This window comes from Peterkaempfera podocarpi (assembly GCF_042466665.1).
GTDB lineage: Bacteria > Actinomycetota > Actinomycetes > Streptomycetales > Streptomycetaceae > Peterkaempfera > Peterkaempfera podocarpi.
Map to the genome: position 1 here is coordinate 3,911,692 of NZ_CP162102.1, position 15,358 is coordinate 3,927,049.

Consider the following 15,358-nt stretch of genomic DNA (forward strand, 5'->3'; position numbering starts at 1 on the left):
AGGTCGTAAGGGAAGTGTTCGCAGCCGCCGCAGCCGACCCTGCCGTCGCGTGCGCTCCTCACATCGCTGTGGTGGAGCCGTCGACCCGGCCGCCGAGCGATTCCGGACAGACTTGGAGTGGTTGGAGATGACGGTTCTGGAAGCGGCGACCACCGAGGGGGCTGGAGAGGTCCCGTCCGCCCCGGTCGACGCCCGGGGGCGAGTCGCGGAGCTGCGCGACATCAAGGACCGGGCACGCAGCGGCCCGAGCGAGAAGGCCACCGAGGCGCAGCACGCCAAGGGGAAGCTGACGGCTCGGGAGCGGATCGAGTTGTTGCTGGACGAGGGGTCGTTCAGTGAGGTGGAGCCGTTGCGGCGGCACCGCGCGACCGGTTTCGGCCTGGAGGCGAAGAAGCCCTACACCGATGGTGTGGTGACCGGCTGGGGCACCGTCCACGGCCGGACCGTCTTCGTCTACGCCCATGACTTCCGCATCTTCGGCGGCGCACTGGGCGAAGCCCACGCCCAGAAGATCCACAAGATCATGGACATGGCCATCGCCGCCGGCGCCCCCCTCGTCTCGCTCAACGACGGCGCGGGCGCCCGCATCCAGGAGGGCGTCACCGCCCTCGCCGGCTACGGCGGCATCTTCCAGCGCAACACCCGCGCCTCCGGCGTCATCCCGCAGATCTCCGTCATGCTCGGCCCCTGCGCCGGCGGAGCCGCCTACTCCCCCGCCCTGACCGACTTCGTCTTCATGGTCCGCGAGACCTCCCAGATGTTCATCACCGGTCCGGATGTGGTCAAGGCCGTCACCGGCGAGCAGATCTCCCAGAACGGCCTGGGCGGCGCCGACGTCCACGCCGAGGTCTCCGGGGTGTGCCACTTCGCCTACGACGACGAGCAGACCTGCCTCGAAGAGGTCCGCTACCTCCTCACCCTGCTCCCCAGCAACAACCGCGAGACCCCGCCGGCCGTCCCCACCGACGACCCCGTCGACCGCCGCGCCGAAGCCCTCCTGGACCTCGTCCCCGCCGACGGCAACCGGCCCTACGACATGCGCAAGGTCATCGAGGAGATCGTCGACGACGCCACCTTCATGGAGGTCCACGAACGCTGGGCCACCAACGTCATCTGCGCCCTGGCGCGCATGGACGGACAGGTCGTCGGCCTCATCGCCAACCAGCCCCAGTCCCTCGCCGGGGTCCTGGACATCGAGGCGTCCGAGAAGGCAGCCCGCTTCGTCCAGATGTGCGATGCCTTCAACATCCCCCTCATCACCCTCCTGGACGTCCCCGGCTTCCTCCCCGGCGTCGACCAGGAACACGGCGGCATCATCCGCCACGGCGCCAAGCTGCTGTATGCCTACTGCAACGCCACCGTGCCGCGGATCCAGCTGATCCTGCGCAAGGCCTACGGCGGCGCCTACATCGTCATGGACTCCCGCTCCGTCGGCGCGGACCTGTCCTACGCCTGGCCCACCAACGAGATCGCCGTCATGGGCGCCGAAGGCGCCGCCAACGTCATCTTCCGCCGCCAGATCAACGCCGCCGACGACCCCGACGCCATGCGCACCCGCATGGTCAAGGAATACAAGAGCGAACTCATGCACCCCTACTACGCGGCCGAACGCGGCCTGGTCGACGACGTCATCGACCCCGCAGAAACCCGCGAGGTGCTCATCCGCTCCCTCGCCATGCTCCGCACCAAACACGCCGACCTGCCGTCGCGCAAGCACGGCAACCCGCCCATGTGACCGAAGGAGTCCATCGATGATCCAGGTCGTCAAGGGCAGCCTGACCGACGAGGAACTCGCCGCCGTCACCGCCGTGCTCCTCGCCCGCGCCGCCGCCGGCACCGCTGCCCGGCAGCAGACCTCCCGCGGCACCGAGCCGGTGGCCCGCTGGCGGCGCCTTGAGCGCCTCCCGTCCTACTCGGCGTACACCTCGCCGCTCAGCTGGCAGACCGCCGCCTGACAGTCGGCACAGGCACAACGAACGGCCCGGCTCCTCCATGGAGCCGGGCCGTCTGTGCTGTACAGGGTCTGTGTTGTCCGGGGTCTGTGCGGTCGCGATCTGCGCGGTGCGGGCAGCCCGCGCCCGGCAGATACAGCTCGGGGCACTGAGCAGTCCGCGCCGATGCCGGGCGGACCGCTCAGTGCCCCGAGCCTGGGCCGGTGCTGCGATCAGCCGACGCCGGCGTAGGAGTGCTTGCCGGTGACGAAGATGTTGACCCCGTAGTAGTTGAAGACGAAGCAGGCGAAGGCCAGCAGCGCCAGATAGGCAGCCTTGCGCCCCTTCCAGCCGGCGGTGGCGCGGGCGTGCAGATAGGCGGCGTAGGCGACCCAAGTGATGAAGGACCAGGTCTCCTTGGGGTCCCACTCCCAGTACCGGCCCCATGCCTTCTCGGCCCAGATGGCGCCCGCGATGATGGTGAAGGTCCACAGCGGGAAGATCACCGCATTGATCCGGTAGGCCAGCTTGTCCAGCGTCCCGGCCGAGGGCAGCCGCTGCCAGATCGAGGGGGCGGTACCCAGCGGGCCGGTGGTCTGCCCGGCGGCGATCCGCCGGTCGTAGGTGTCCTTGAGCAGATACAGCGCGGTGGCCACGAACGCCGCGTGGAAGGCGCCGCCGCAGATGATCGCCGCGGTGACATGGATCGCCAGGAACGGCGAGTGCAGCGCCGGCACCAGCTGCTCGGAGTCGGTGTAGAGGACGGTCACCGCCAGACCGAGCGTCAGCAGCGCCGAGAGCACCACCGGCAGGCCGAGCCAGCGCACCTTCTTGCCGGTGGCCAGCAGCACCAGGTACGCGGCGACCGCGGTGAAGGCCAGGGCGCAGGAGAACTCGTACATGTTGCCCCACGGCCAGCGGGTCACCGACAGACCGCGGGTCAGCACACCGCCGAAGTGCAGCAGCAGGCCCAGCACGGTGAGCGAGACCGCCATCCGGCCCAGCATGTCGGCCTGGTCGTCGCTGCCCGCCGCGCCGGGGCCGTCGGCCTCGTCGTCGCCGCCACGGCCGCTGGTGACCACGGTGGCGCCCTCGCCGGCCAGGGCGGTACGGGTGAGGGTGGCCGTGCGGCCGCCTGCCGAGGCCACCGTGACGGTGACCTTCTTGGCGGCGGGCTGCGCGGCGGACGCCACGGTCTCGGCCAGCGTGCCGCCCTGCTCGGCGGAGCGCCGGGCGACCGCGCCCCGGCTGCCGAAGGCCCACTCGAAGGCGTGGGCGAGCATCGCCAGCGTGTACACCGCCATCGCCGAGTAGATCAGGTAGTTGGAGATGTTGGCCAAATGTTCGTTGACCGCCGTGGCAAGGACCACCGTCAACCCCTCTTCTCGGTCAGCTCGTTCACGGGCGTCTCGGACTCCTCGGGCAGGGCCGGTGCATCGTCCTGGAGGGCGACTGCGAGGTCGGCGAGCTCTTCGGCGATCCTGGCGGACTCGCTGCGGGCCAGGCCCGCCATCTCCACCACGGTGGTGCCGTCCTCCGCTTCGGTGGCCCGCACCCAGATCCGGCGCCGCTGGATCAGCAGCGAGCCGATCAGGCCGAGCACTGCCAGGGCCGCGCTGCCGAGCGCCACGCTGTTGCCGGGGCGGTGGGCGATGTTGAAGCTGGCCCACTGCTGGTAGCCGTCGAAGCTGATGGTGCCGTAGCCGTCCGGCAGGGTCCAGCCCTGGCCGGGCTTCAGGGCCACCGCGGCCTTGTTGCCGTCCTGGGACAGCTGCTTCATATGGGCGATGTCCAGCTGGTAGACGTTCTGCGGCAGGCCGGCGTCGGTGCCCAGGTCGCCCGCGTAGGCGGTGATGATCAGCTTGGGGTCGGCCGCGGCAGGGAAGAGCGAGTTCCAGCCGGTGGCCATGGAGGCGCTGACCGGCGCGGTCGGGGAGAAGATGCCGGAGAAGCCCAGCTGCACCTTCTTGCCGTCCTTGGTGCCGTAGTCGCCGACCTTGATGGCACCGGTGGAGGTCAGGTTGTTGTCCTGGGGCAGGAAGGGGGTGGGGCCCTGGAAGACCACCTCGCCCTTGGCGTTCCGCACCGTGACGACGGGCGAGTAGCCGTGGCCGATCAGATAGACCTTGCTGTCCGCCACCTCCAGCGGCTCATTGACCTTGATGGTGCCCTTGCGCAGCTTGCTGTTGTCCGTACCGGTCCAGTAGCGGATGTGCGCGGTGAAGTCCCGCGGGGTGCCCAGCTGGTCGCCCTTGGTCTGGTACGTCGCGGAGAAGCCGTCCAGCTTGAAGCCGAAGGCGTCCAGGTCGTCCGCACCGTAGAAGGCGGCACCGTTGAAGTCGTCGTACTGCGTCATGGTGTTGGAGAAGCCCTGCCCCTCCAGCACCAGCTTGCCGCCCTGGCCGCCCGCGACGCTGCCCCAGGCCATGGCGATCAGCAGGCCGAAGAGCGAGATGTGGAAGAGCAGATTGCCGACCTCGCGCAGATAGCCCTTCTCGGAGGCCACCGCGTCGCCCGCGGTGTGCGCACGGAAGCGCCGGCGGCCCAGCAGCCGCTCCGCCGCGGCGGTGACGTCCGCTGCTGCGGCGTCGGTGCGCCAGGTCGCGTACACCGGCATCCTGGTGAGGTTGCGCGGGGCCGCCGGGGGACGGCTGCGCAGCACTCCGACAAACTGCCAGCTGCGCGGGACGATGCAGCCGGCCAGCGAGACAAAGAGCAGGATGTAGATCGCGGAGAACCACACCGAGCTGTAGACGTCGAACAGCTGGAGCTTCTCGTAGAGCGGCGCGACGGTGCTGTGGGCCGCCTTCCACTGCTGGACCCGCAGCGCGTTGGAGCTGGTCTGCGGGATCAGCGAGCCGGGTACGGCCGCCAGCGAGAGCAGGAAGAGCAGGATCAGCGCCACCCGCATCGAGGTGAGCTGCCGCCAGGTCCAGCGCAGCCAGCCGACCACGCCCAGCGCGGGGACGGTGTCCTCGGGGCGCTCCTCGACGGGTGCGGTGGAGAGCCGCTCGGCGGCAGCCTCGTCGTCGAGCTGCTGCTGGGCCTTGGCGCCGGTGCCGGTGTCCGTGTTGCTCAAGGTCAGATTCCGATCGAGAAGCCCTGGGTGGCGGACTGGAGTTGGGAGATCAGCGAGTCCCAGGCGCCGGTGACGAGCAGCAGCCCCACGACGACGAGCATCCCGCCGCCGACGCGCAGCACCCACTGGTAGTGGCTCTTCACCCAGCCGAACGCATCCAGCGCACGGCGGAAGGCGAGCGCCGCCACGATGAACGGTACGCCCAGACCGAGGCAGTAGACGGCCATCAGGAAAGCTCCGCGGCCGGCGCTCGCCTGGTTGAAGGAGAGCATCTGCAGCGAGGTGAGGGTGGGTCCCAGGCAGGGGGTCCAGCCCACACCGAACACCAACCCCAGCAGCGGAGCGCCGATCAGTCCGACCGTGGGACGGCGGTGGGAACGGACCTCGCGCATGGTGAAGCCGGGGAGCAGGCCCATGAAGGCCAGCCCCATCAGGATGGTGACCACGCCCATCACCAGTGAGATCGCCCGGTGATGGTCCTGCAGGGTGTTGCCGAAGTAGCCGAAGAGGGCCCCGCCGGAGACGAAGACCGCGGTGAAGCCGAGCACGAAGAGCAGCGAGCCCAGCAGCATCCGGCCGCGCCGCCGCCCGCCGGCGTCCGCCAGGTCGGCGGCGGAGAAGCCGGTGACGTACGACAGATAGCCGGGGACCAGCGGCAGGACGCAGGGGGAGAAGAACGACACCAGGCCGGCCAGCAGGGCGACCGGGACCGCGAGCAGCAGGGCGCCCTGCAGCACGGTCGCGTTGGTGTCGCCCACGGCGGCCAGGAGCGTGCCGGTCACGGCGTCTCCGCGAGCACCGGCTTGAGCATGGCCTCCAGATCCTCGGCGGCCAGCGGCTTCAGCGCCCGGGCCGCGACCCGGCCCTGGCGGTCGATCACCAGGGTGGAGGGGATGGCCTGGGGGTTGAGGGTGCCCTTGGGGAAGCGCAGGATCTGGGCGCCGTCCGGGTCGTAGAGGCTGGGGTAGGTGATGCCGAAGGACTTCTCGAAGACCTCGGCGTTGCGTGCGCTGGTGTCCCGGGTGTTGATCCCGAGGAACTGCACGCCCTTGCCCTGGTAGTCCTTCCACACCTGCTCGAAGCCCTTGGCCTCCAGCCGGCACGGCGGGCACCAGGACCCCCAGACGTTGACCACCACGACCTTGCCCCGGTAGTCGGAGAGCTTGGCCTGGGTGCCGTCCACGGTCTTGCCGGCGATGTCCGGTGCGTCGTGCCTGGCACCGGCCGCCGCGGTGTCTATCCCGCCGCTGCCGCTGACGAAGCCGGCCCCGGCCGTCTCGCTCGAGGACCCCGAGGAGGAGCAGCCCGCGGCGGCGATCACGGCCACACCCGCGAGGGCGGCCAGGCGCACACGGGCGCGGGTACGGCGGGAGGCGGGGCGGCGGCCAGGACTCATGTGAAAAGTTTCGCATGGCTTTCCCACGGCCCTCATCGGGGTCGGGTGTCGCACCTCACACCCGCCCCGCGCGGGCCGTACCGCCGCCCTGCGGCAGCGCCGGACCGCGGCTCAGGCCGCGATCACGGGCCCCTGGGCGAACTCGGCGACCAGGGCCCGCTCGAAGGCCGGGAGGTCGTCCGGCCTGCGGCTGGTGACCAGGATGTTCGACCCACGGCTGCAGACCCTGACCTCCTCGTCGACCCAGTGGCCGCCGGCGTTGCTGATGTCGGTCATCAGGCTGGGCCAGGAGGTGAGGGTCCGGCCTCGCAGCACACCGGCCTCGATCAGCGTCCACGGCGCATGGCAGATCGCCGCGACCGGCTTGCCCGCGTCGAAGAACGCCCTGACGAACGCCACCGCGTCCCGGTTGATCCGCAGGAAGTCCGGGTTGGCCACCCCGCCGGGCAGCACCAGGGCGTCGTAGTGCTGTGCGGAGACCTCCCCCGCCACATCGTGCACCTCGAAGGTGTCCGCCTTGTCGAGATGGTGGAAGGCCTGGATCCGGCCCGGCCGCGTGGAGACCAGCCGCGGCCTGCCGCCTGCTTCCTCGACGGCCTTCCAGGGGCCGGTGAGCTCGACCTGCTCGACCCCCTGGGTGGCGGCGAGGAAGGCGACGGTCCTGCCCTGCAGGGTGGTGTCCACGACGAACCGCCCTCCTTCGCGAATCCGGCGTTCTGTCCCTATTCGTCGCCCCTGCCCGGGTCCCCCGGCAGGAAACCATCCGAGGACGCCCCCTTGCCCGGTCCGGACGGAGGCCCGGGGACCCGGACACCAGTGCGGCCCGTCCCTCTCCGGAGGTGGACGGTTGCCCGCTCTGGTCCCCGCGCCCCCGGGCGTACGCCGGGTGCAGGAGAGGCGTCAGGCGCCGAAGGACTTCCCGACCGGCTGGTTCTTGCCGCCCTTGCCGGTGAGGTGGGCCGGCAGCAGATCGCGCGCGGGCTCGCTGTAACCGATGGAGACGATCCGGTCGCCCTCGTAGGTGAAGCTGGTCAGCGACGCCAGCGAGCACTGCCGCTTGCGCGGGTCGTGCCACAGCCGCCGGTGCTCCGCAAAGCAGCGGGTCACCCAGATCGGCAGCTGGTGGCTGACGCACACCGCCTCATGGCCGCGCGCCGCGTCCCTGGCGGCACCCAGCGCCCCCATCATCCGCACCACCTGCTCCATGTACGGCTCACCCCAGGACGGGCGGAAGGGGTTGGTGAGGTACTTCCAGTGCGAGGGGTTCTTCAGCGAGCCGTCGCCGACGCCGAAGGTCTTGCCCTGGAAGATGTTCTCCGCCTCGATCAGCCGCTCGTCCACCGCGGTGCCGAGGCCGTGCGCGGCCGCGATCGGCGCCGCGGTCTCCTGGGCGCGCTCCAGCGGCGAGGCCACGACATGGGTGATGTCGCGCCCCGCCAGATGGTCGGCCACCCGCTCGGCCATCTCCTTGCCGAGCTCCGACAGGTGGTAGTCGGGCAGCCTGCCGTACAGCACGCCCTCCGGGTTGTGCACCTCGCCATGGCGCATGAGGTGGACCACTGTGACGTCTGTGCTGCTCACCTGAGCTGCTCCTTAGGGGTACGGGAGGGGTACGGAAGGCCGGTCCGAGACTACGCGGGGCGTGCCTCGGCTGCGGCGCGGGCCGCCGCCGGCAGCGCCGCCGCGATCCGCTCGACGGCCTGGGTGTCGTGCGAGGAGGAGACGAACCAGGACTCGAAGGCGGACGGCGGCAGATAGACGCCCTGCGCCAGCATGGCGTGGAAGAACGGGGTGAAGCGGAACGCCTCCTGGGCCCTGGCCGCGTCGTAGTCGGTGACCGGCGCATCGGTGAAGAAGACCGAGAACATATTGCCCGCGGTCTGCACCCGGTGCGCCACGCCCTCCTTGGAGAGCGCCTCGGAGACCAGTCCGGAGACCTCGGCGGCGACCCGGTCCACTGTGGCGTACACCTCATCGGTGCAGTGCCGCAGCTGGGTCAGGCCGGCGGCGGTGGCGACCGGGTTACCGGAGAGCGTGCCCGCCTGGTAGACCGGACCGGCCGGGGCCAGCTGGGCCATCACCTCGGCCCGGCCGCCGAAGGCCGCGGCCGGGAATCCGCCGCCCATGACCTTGCCGAAGGTCAGCAGGTCCGGTGCCCAGCCCTCGTGGGCCGCCTCCAGGCCGTACCAGCCCGCCCTGGACACCCGGAAGCCGGTCATCACCTCGTCGGAGACGAACAACGCCCCGTTCTCCCGGCAGAGCCGGGCGAGGCCCTGGTTGAAGCCGGGCAGCGGCGGCACCACGCCCATGTTGCCGGGGGACGCCTCGGTGATCACACAGGCGATCTCGCCCGGGTGGGCGGCGAAGGCGGCGCGCACCGCGTCCAGGTCGTTGTAGGGCAGCACGACGGTGTCGCCGGCCTGCGCCCCGGTGACTCCCGGAGTGTCCGGAAGACCAAAAGTCGCCACACCTGAACCGGCGGCGGCCAGCAGCGCGTCAACATGACCGTGGTAGCAGCCCGCGAACTTGACGACCTTGGCCCGCCCGGTGAAACCGCGCGCCAACCGGATCGCCGACATGGTCGCCTCGGTGCCCGACGACACCAGGCGTACCTGCTCGACCGGTGTGACCCGCGCCACGATCTCCTCGGCGAGCTCCACCTCCCCCTGCCCGGGGGTGCCGAAGGAGGTGCCGCGGGCGACGGCCGCCTGCACGGCCTCCTGAACGGCGGGGTGGGAATGGCCGAGAATCATCGGTCCCCACGAGCAGACCAGGTCGACATACTGCCGACCGTCGGCGTCGGTGAGGTACGGACCGGTACCGGACACCATGAACCGGGGCGTACCGCCCACGGCCTTGAAGGCACGCACCGGCGAGTTGACCCCGCCTGGGGTGACGATGGAGGCGCGCTCGAACCACGTCTGGGACACTGGGGCTTCGTAGGGGTAGCTCACACAGGACATGGTCTCAAATCGTGTCCTCCCCACCGGCATGTCCTGCCCGATCATCTGGAACGATGATCGGGGTGCATCTTGCGGTACCGCTGAGCGGGCGGGCCGCAGCGCCTAGTCTGTCGGTTTCGGCGTATTCCGGTGAGGATGGTCCGAGTGTCCGAGCGTGACGACTCCGAGGGGACTGCGGGGCCCTCCCGGAGGGCCGCCGATTCGGCGGGGAGAGGAAGGGGAGGTGGTGGCCGCGTGGGGGTGACCTACAAGTACTTCGGCGCGCCCGACCGTGCCACGGCCGCCCGTGTGCCCACCGCACTCGGCCGCGACGGACTCGGGCTCGACGCCGGGGAGCTGGGCACCCTGGGCCGCCTCGGCGACCTGATCGGCGCCGAGGAGCGCATCGAGGCGGAGGAGCGCGCCTACGAGCGCGAGGACGCCGTGGGCCGGCATCTCTCAACCAAGATCAAGCCGGAGACCATGAGCGCCATGGTCCTCACCGGCATCAAGGGCGTCCCCCTGCACCAGGTCCCGCCCCTGGAGCTGGTGGTCCTGCACCCCGACTACGCCGTGGTCCAGCTCCCGTCCAGCGTGGTCGAACCGCTCCGCAAGGCCGACGAGACCGAGCTGGGCGCCGCCGCCTTCATCTGGTCCACCGTCCCCGACCGGCGCGGCCCGCGCGACGCCTTCGTCATCTACAAGATGCTCCACGAGTGGCAGGACTTCGCCAACCGCCTGCATGACGCGGGCCACCAGCTCTTCTGCCTGGTCTGGCCCTGACCCGGGCGCCCGCTGCCGCGGCGCGGCCCTGACGGCGGCGGGAGACCGCCCGTCCCGTCCGGCCGCCGTACGGCGCCACGGGTCAGCCCTGCGGACCCTCGGCGCAGGGCAGCCGCGCCAAGCCCGCCGGTTCCGCCGGGCCGCTCCGCCGTCCCCGCTGCCGCAGCCCCGGGCGGGCCCGGCAGCCCGGTCGGCTCCCCTCGCCCGCGGCCTCCCCTGACCCGCTGTCCGCCGGTCCTCGCCGGGGCGCCAAGGGACCACCGCTGTACGGAAATCTGCTCGCGCCGCGGACCCGCCCCGGGCATCCTGCTGCCGTGGACGACACCCCGAGCCGGCTCCCGGCCGCCCTGCCCGCGCTTCGCGCCGCCGCCCGTGACGCCGGTTTCACCATGTCCTGCGAGGGGCGCACCGGCAGCCTGCTGACCGTGCTCGCCGGCGCCCGTCCCGGCGGCCGGATCCTGGAGCTCGGCACCGGTGCCGGCGAGGGCACCGCATGGCTGCTGAACGGGATGGACCCGGCCTCCCGGCTGGTCACCGTGGAGCTCGACCAAGCCGTCCAGACGGTCGCCCGGGAGCAGCTGGCGGACGACCCCAGGGTGGACTGGGTGACCGGGGACGCCGGGACATGGCTGGAGAAGTACCGCGGCGAACCCTTCGACCTGATCTTCGCCGACACCTGGCCCGGCAAGTTCACCCACCTCGACCAGGCCCTGGAGCTGGTCGCACCCGGGGGGACCTATCTGGTCGACGACCTCCGCCCGCAGCCCGGCTGGCCGGCGGGCCACCTCACGGCCGTGGAGCAGCTGCTGACCGCGCTGGAGAGCCGCCGGGATCTGCGCACGGTGCGCCTCGACTGGGCGAGCGGACTGCTGATGGCGGTGCGCAGTCCGAGCTGACCCTCCGACCGGCCCCGCGCCGGTCGCAGAACCCTGGACGGTGCATGCATGGCCACACGGCTGAACTTCTGGCGGCAGCCCCTGGGGACCGTCCCCGAGGCGGTCTGGCAGGCGGCAGCCGAGCTGGAGGTGCTGATCCTGGCCGAGACCGGGCTCACCGCACTGCCCGCCGGGATCGGTCGGCTGAGCCGGCTGCGGACACTGGATCTCGGGCACAACGCGCTGACCGCCGTGCCCGAGGAGCTGGGCCTGCTGACGGCGCTCACCGACTGCCTCTATCTGCACGACAACCGGCTGACGGAGCTGCCCGCCGCACTCGGCGGGCTGTCCGGTCTGCGCTACCTCAACGTGGGCGGCAACCGGCTGACCGGGCTCCCGGAGGAGATCGGCGGCATGGCCGGGCTGGTCGAACTGCGGGCCCAGCACAACCGGCTGGCCGGACTGCCGGAGTCGGTCGGCCGGCTGAGCCGGCTGCGAGAGCTGTGGCTGCGCGGCAACGCCCTGACCGGGCTGCCCGCGTCCCTGGCCGGGCTGCGTGAACTCAGGGAGCTGGAGCTGCGGGAGAACGCGCTGACCCGGGTGCCGGAACCGCTGGCCGGACTGCCCCTGCTGCGGCGGCTGGATCTGCGCAGCAATCGGATCACCGAGCTGCCCGACTGGGTGGTGGGGCTCCCCTCGCTGGAGAAGCTGGATCTGCGGTGGAACGACCTGGATGCCTCCCCGCGCCTGCTGGCCGAGCTGGCGCGGGGAGGCTGCACCGTTCTTGTGTGACGCCCTCTCAGGTGTCCGGCACCTCTCTCCACATACGGGTGCCGTTGTCGTGGTCGGCCGAGTCGCTGTTTCGCCGGGCCAGGATCCGCCGGCTCCCCGGGTGGTGGGGATCCGCTCAACCGAGGGAGCAGCCGGCCCCGTTCAGGGTGAAGGCGGTGGGGACGCCGTTGGTGCCGGGCGAGGAGCCGCCGTTGAGGCCGAAGTTCACCGTGGCGCCGGCGGCGATGCTGCCCGTCCAGGCCTCGTTGGTGACGGTGACCTGCTTGCCGCTCTGGGTGGCCTTGGCGTTCCAGATGGAGTTGATGGTCTGGCCCGCGGGGAAGGAGAAGACCAGTGTCCAGCCGTTGATCGCGCTGCTGCCGTTGTTCTTGACCGTGACATCGGCGTTGAAGCTGGTACCCCAGTCCGACAGCTTGTAGGTCACCACGCAGCCGGTCGAGGTCGGGGGCGTGCTGGTCGGCGGCGTGCTGGTCGGGGGCGCCGTGGTCGGGGGCGTGGTGGTCGGGGGCGCCGTGGTCGGGGGCGGCGTGGTCGGCGGCGTGGTCGCGGTGCCGCCGCTCTTGGCGGCCATCCGCTCGGAATGCGCCCGGAACACCGCCAGTTCAGGCGCCCCGGCCATCACCCCGTAGGTGGGGTCCACCTGCCGGTCCATGTACCACCAGAAGGCGCTGCCGTCGCCGTCCGCGGCTTCAAAGTCCGAGTAGATCCCGCTCCACCAGGTCGAGCGGTCGACGTTCTTCACATTGAACTCGCCCATGAAGAAAGGCTTGCCGACCACATTGTGGGAGTCGCTGATCCACGACCGGATGAGCGCCTTCGTCTGGTCGAGCGAGAGATTGGCCCACTCCTCCGTGGTGTAGGGGTGAGCGGAGGTGAAGTCGATGTACGGCGACTCCTGGACGTACACAAAGGGGTTGCCCTCGTCGCCGCCGAAACCGTACTTGGTGCCGTGGCCCTCCAGTCCGGCGTCCAGCATGTGGTTGGGGTCGATGGACTTCACATAGGCGCCCATCTCGTCCACCCAGGCGCGCAGCGTGGTGCCGCCGGCGTTCTCCGCGGTGCTCTGGTCCTGGTAGCGCGGCTCGTTCATCAACTCCCAGGCGAAGATGGTCGGGTCGTCCTTGTACTTGACCCCGCTGTAGTGGTTGGTGCGGTTGAGCGCATAGCTGATGTAGTTCTTGTACGAGGTGAAGCAGCCGGGGCAGCGGGTCTTGTCGAAGAACGCCGCCCGGCCGGGCTGGCCGCCGGACAGTCCCTCCCAGGACAACCGGGTGTCGATGCCTCCATAGGCCTCCCAGTAGTTCTCGAAGACCGGGAGCAGCCTGATTCCGTGTGCCTTGGCCGACTGGATGATGTAGTCGAACTGGGCGAACTCCTGCTCGTTGTAGACACCCTTGGACGGCTCGAAGCCGTGCCAGGACTCATGGCTGAACATCCACAGCCGCACCACGCCCACCTTGTCGGCCTGCAGACTGGCGAACTGGGCGTCGATCCTGGACTTGTCCATGTACTGCGTCTCGGTGTCGCCCGAGCCGCTGCCGTAGGTGAAGAGGTCGTAGGTGTTGGCGCCGGCGACGTAGTACGTCCGGCCGTCCAGGCAGAAGTGGATGCCGCAGCGGGTGACAAAGCCGCTGGGCACGGCGGCCGAGGCGGCGTCCGGCCGGAGAGCGGCCACTCCGGCCACCGCCAGCAGCGCGGCCACCAGGAGGGTCAGCAGATTCCTGGGACCGACGACGGGAGTTCTCGAAGACAACGTTGTCAGACAACGTATCGCGGGCATGGCACAACCTTCCCGGGGTGGTGGGGAGCCGGCTCACGCGATCCGCGGATACCGGAGCGGCCGCAACACGGCCGTTGCTCCAGGGCGGTGACGATGGAAGCACCAGCCCGGGTCGGCGTCAATGGACACGACAGAAATGCGCCCGGCGCCACGGCGGCACCGGGACAGCAGAGAACCGCCGTCAGCCGCCCTGGGAGGTCGGCGGATGACGGCGGCTCGCAGCAGTCGGTCAGCCGGCGTTGACGCAGGTGTTGCCGAAGGCCGGGTTGACGGCAGCGAGGAAGATGTTGACGGTGTTGCCGCAGACGTTGACCGGGATGTTGACCGGCATCTGGACAACGTTGCCGGAGACAACACCGGGCGAGCCGATCGCGGCAGCCCCGGCGTTCGAGCTCGCCATGGCGGAACCCGCACCCGCAGCGATCAGGCCGACGGCGGCAAGGGAAGCGGCAGCCGCCTTCTTGGGCGCGTTCATTGGTATCTCCTTAGTGCTCTTGTATGTCGAACCGGACGCACTGGGCGTTCCCTCTGAGCAACGACGCCTTCCCGGCAAAGGCATGCCCGAGGTCGCCGATTCACTCGCAGGCAGCAATCGGCGCCGCACTGCCGCCCATCCGGGTGATCGCCGGGGCACCGGCCGTTCCCCGGCGGCCGATGGCTCGTTCTTCAGCCCGAGGTCCTTGATTCACCACCTCGGGAGAGACCAAGTCATGCACCACACCGTCAGATCGGCCCTTGCCGAACTGTCCGTCAATAAGCCGCTGACGAAGCACACCAAGGCCCGGACGGGCGTCCGCACTGCCAGCTGACGTCCCATCGATCCGCTCCCGAAGAGGTGGATCTCCACCCGCAGGACCGCCTCGACATGCGAGGCATCGCAGCATGTGCCCAAACTTCTCTGGGGACGGCGTGTGATCGTCCGATCATCCCTGCTTGCGCCTTGGCGGAGCATCGCCCTATTGGGCCGCAAGGGTGATCACAGCGAAAAACCCGCATCCCAGGGGGGTGCATTCTCGTTCGTATGTCGCCCGCCGTCGTACGGTCGGGCAGAAAGACGGAGGAATTCCCACCATGCGATCTTTCAAGAAGGCTGCCGTTGTTACGGTCGCGGCCTCCGGAATGATTCTGGCCGGTGCCACCGCGGCGTCTGCCAGCAGCAACGCCGAGGCGGCAGCGGTCGGATCCCCCGGTGTGCTGTCCGGCAACGTGATCCAGGTTCCGATCAACATTCCGATCAACCTGTGCGGCAACGGCATCAACATTCTGGCGCTGCTCAACCCGACGTTCGGCAACACCTGCGCCAACGTCGGCTGACCCAGCCCCCGAGTTCTCCGTCCGGCCCCCGGCGCGGGCGGTAATCCCACCTGATCCAGGAGATTTTTCCATGCGCAACATCAAGAAGGCCGTTTTTGTCTCCGCCGCCTCCCTCGGTGTGATCGTGGGCGGCGCCGCCGCCGCCGCCGCCCAGGGTGCCGACGCCGAGGCCGCCGCGGTCGGCAGCCCGGGTGTCGTCTCCGGCAACGTCGTCCAGGTTCCGGTCTCCATCCCGGTCAACGTCTGCGGCAACTCGCTCAACCTGGTCGGCATCCTCAACCCGGCGTTCGGCAACACCTGCATCAACGCCGCGGGCGACTTCACCCGTCACATCAGCCGTGGCCACGAGTTCGGTGGCGAGAACGCCGGTGGCGGCTCGCAGGGTGGCGGCGGCGGCTTCCACGGCCGTGGCAACGACTTCGGTGGCGACCGCTGACCCAGTCGGAACCTTCAGGCGCTGCCCCTC

The 15,358-nt window shown here is 70.2% G+C and carries 16 protein-coding genes; 7 read left to right on the plus strand and 9 right to left on the minus strand.

Translation table 11 applies throughout. The features are described from left to right. Positions 1 to 127 precede the first annotated feature (127 nt). Together AB0761_RS17100 and AB0761_RS17105 are read left to right on the plus strand one after the other, a co-directional pair. A complete protein-coding gene (locus AB0761_RS17100; protein ID WP_377269904.1) occupies positions 128 to 1,735 on the plus strand; it encodes an acyl-CoA carboxylase subunit beta in 1,608 nt (535 codons plus the stop codon). A gap of 16 nt (positions 1,736 to 1,751) precedes the next feature. After that, a complete protein-coding gene (locus AB0761_RS17105; protein WP_377269905.1) occupies positions 1,752 to 1,955 on the plus strand; it encodes an acyl-CoA carboxylase subunit epsilon in 204 nt (67 codons plus the stop codon). A 209-nt stretch (positions 1,956 to 2,164) separates the two neighbouring features. On the opposite strand, the gene ccsB is transcribed toward AB0761_RS17105, so the two are convergent. From ccsB to hemL, 7 genes are all read right to left on the minus strand, one after another. After that, positions 2,165 to 3,301, minus strand: a complete 1,137-nt coding sequence (gene ccsB, locus AB0761_RS17110) for a c-type cytochrome biogenesis protein CcsB (protein ID WP_377274158.1) — start codon at positions 3,299 to 3,301, stop codon at positions 2,165 to 2,167. A 2-nt stretch (positions 3,302 to 3,303) separates the two neighbouring features. Further along, positions 3,304 to 5,010, minus strand: a complete 1,707-nt coding sequence (locus tag AB0761_RS17115; protein WP_377269906.1) for a cytochrome c biogenesis protein ResB — start codon at positions 5,008 to 5,010, stop codon at positions 3,304 to 3,306. A gap of 2 nt (positions 5,011 to 5,012) precedes the next feature. After that, the gene (locus AB0761_RS17120; RefSeq protein WP_377269907.1) at positions 5,013 to 5,792 is read right to left on the minus strand and encodes a cytochrome c biogenesis CcdA family protein; all 780 of its coding nucleotides are present in this window, start codon (positions 5,790 to 5,792) and stop codon (positions 5,013 to 5,015) included. Beyond that, the gene (locus AB0761_RS17125; RefSeq protein WP_377269908.1) at positions 5,789 to 6,406 is read right to left on the minus strand and encodes a TlpA family protein disulfide reductase; all 618 of its coding nucleotides are present in this window, start codon (positions 6,404 to 6,406) and stop codon (positions 5,789 to 5,791) included. The genes AB0761_RS17120 and AB0761_RS17125 overlap by 4 nt, the downstream gene beginning before the upstream one ends. Before the next feature lie 111 nt (positions 6,407 to 6,517). Next, the gene (locus AB0761_RS17130; RefSeq protein WP_377269909.1) at positions 6,518 to 7,090 is read right to left on the minus strand and encodes a type 1 glutamine amidotransferase domain-containing protein; all 573 of its coding nucleotides are present in this window, start codon (positions 7,088 to 7,090) and stop codon (positions 6,518 to 6,520) included. A 216-nt stretch (positions 7,091 to 7,306) separates the two neighbouring features. Next, positions 7,307 to 7,954 (minus strand): histidine phosphatase family protein, encoded by a 648-nt coding sequence (locus AB0761_RS17135; protein ID WP_377274160.1) that lies wholly within the window; start codon positions 7,952 to 7,954, stop codon positions 7,307 to 7,309. An 83-nt stretch (positions 7,955 to 8,037) separates the two neighbouring features. Further along, entirely contained in the window at positions 8,038 to 9,369 is a 1,332-nt protein-coding gene (hemL, locus tag AB0761_RS17140) for a glutamate-1-semialdehyde 2,1-aminomutase (protein ID WP_377269910.1), read from the minus strand. Positions 9,370 to 9,504: 135 nt separating this feature from the next. On the opposite strand from hemL, the gene AB0761_RS17145 reads away from it, so the two are divergent. From AB0761_RS17145 to AB0761_RS17155, 3 genes are all read left to right on the plus strand, one after another. Continuing rightward, the gene (locus AB0761_RS17145) at positions 9,505 to 10,131 is read left to right on the plus strand and encodes a hypothetical protein (RefSeq protein ID WP_377269911.1); all 627 of its coding nucleotides are present in this window, start codon (positions 9,505 to 9,507) and stop codon (positions 10,129 to 10,131) included. Positions 10,132 to 10,445: 314 nt separating this feature from the next. Next, positions 10,446 to 11,027: an O-methyltransferase gene (locus tag AB0761_RS17150; protein WP_377269912.1), complete on the plus strand. Its 582-nt coding sequence runs from the start codon at positions 10,446 to 10,448 to the stop codon at positions 11,025 to 11,027. Between the two features lie 48 nt (positions 11,028 to 11,075). Next, complete coding sequence (locus tag AB0761_RS17155; protein ID WP_377269913.1) at positions 11,076 to 11,798, plus strand: leucine-rich repeat domain-containing protein; 723 nt, start codon at positions 11,076 to 11,078, stop codon at positions 11,796 to 11,798. A gap of 115 nt (positions 11,799 to 11,913) precedes the next feature. Here the strand turns inward: AB0761_RS17155 and AB0761_RS17160 are convergent, their stop codons facing one another. Then, the gene (locus AB0761_RS17160; RefSeq protein ID WP_377269914.1) at positions 11,914 to 13,578 is read right to left on the minus strand and encodes a cellulose binding domain-containing protein; all 1,665 of its coding nucleotides are present in this window, start codon (positions 13,576 to 13,578) and stop codon (positions 11,914 to 11,916) included. A 229-nt stretch (positions 13,579 to 13,807) separates the two neighbouring features. Further along, complete coding sequence (locus tag AB0761_RS17165; protein ID WP_377269915.1) at positions 13,808 to 14,053, minus strand: chaplin; 246 nt, start codon at positions 14,051 to 14,053, stop codon at positions 13,808 to 13,810. A 596-nt stretch (positions 14,054 to 14,649) separates the two neighbouring features. Between AB0761_RS17165 and AB0761_RS17170 the strand changes: the two genes are divergently transcribed. Both AB0761_RS17170 and AB0761_RS17175 read left to right on the plus strand, forming a co-directional pair. Next, positions 14,650 to 14,892 carry a chaplin gene (locus AB0761_RS17170; RefSeq protein WP_377269916.1) on the plus strand — a complete coding sequence of 81 codons (243 nt, stop codon included), beginning with the start codon at positions 14,650 to 14,652 and terminating at the stop codon, positions 14,890 to 14,892. Between the two features lie 70 nt (positions 14,893 to 14,962). Continuing rightward, on the plus strand, positions 14,963 to 15,328 hold the full coding sequence (locus tag AB0761_RS17175) for a chaplin (protein ID WP_377269917.1): 366 nt from the start codon (positions 14,963 to 14,965) through the stop codon (positions 15,326 to 15,328). Positions 15,329 to 15,358 lie beyond the last annotated feature (30 nt).

Excerpts from the sequence above, each read along its gene's own strand:
- AB0761_RS17100 (WP_377269904.1), top strand. The coding sequence starts at position 128 with ATGACGGTTCTGGAAGCGGCGACCACCGAGGGGGCTGGAGAGGTCCCG.
- AB0761_RS17105 (WP_377269905.1), top strand. The coding sequence starts at position 1,752 with ATGATCCAGGTCGTCAAGGGCAGCCTGACCGACGAGGAACTCGCCGCC.
- AB0761_RS17125 (WP_377269908.1), bottom strand. The coding sequence starts at position 6,406 with ATGAGTCCTGGCCGCCGCCCCGCCTCCCGCCGTACCCGCGCCCGTGTG.
- AB0761_RS17135 (WP_377274160.1), bottom strand. The coding sequence starts at position 7,954 with ATGCGCCATGGCGAGGTGCACAACCCGGAGGGCGTGCTGTACGGCAGG.
- hemL (WP_377269910.1), bottom strand. The coding sequence starts at position 9,369 with ATGTCCTGTGTGAGCTACCCCTACGAAGCCCCAGTGTCCCAGACGTGG.
- AB0761_RS17145 (WP_377269911.1), top strand. The coding sequence starts at position 9,505 with ATGGTCCGAGTGTCCGAGCGTGACGACTCCGAGGGGACTGCGGGGCCC.
- AB0761_RS17155 (WP_377269913.1), top strand. The coding sequence starts at position 11,076 with ATGGCCACACGGCTGAACTTCTGGCGGCAGCCCCTGGGGACCGTCCCC.
- AB0761_RS17160 (WP_377269914.1), bottom strand. The coding sequence starts at position 13,578 with ATGCCCGCGATACGTTGTCTGACAACGTTGTCTTCGAGAACTCCCGTC.
- AB0761_RS17165 (WP_377269915.1), bottom strand. The coding sequence starts at position 14,053 with ATGAACGCGCCCAAGAAGGCGGCTGCCGCTTCCCTTGCCGCCGTCGGC.
- AB0761_RS17170 (WP_377269916.1), top strand. The coding sequence starts at position 14,650 with ATGCGATCTTTCAAGAAGGCTGCCGTTGTTACGGTCGCGGCCTCCGGA.
- AB0761_RS17175 (WP_377269917.1), top strand. The coding sequence starts at position 14,963 with ATGCGCAACATCAAGAAGGCCGTTTTTGTCTCCGCCGCCTCCCTCGGT.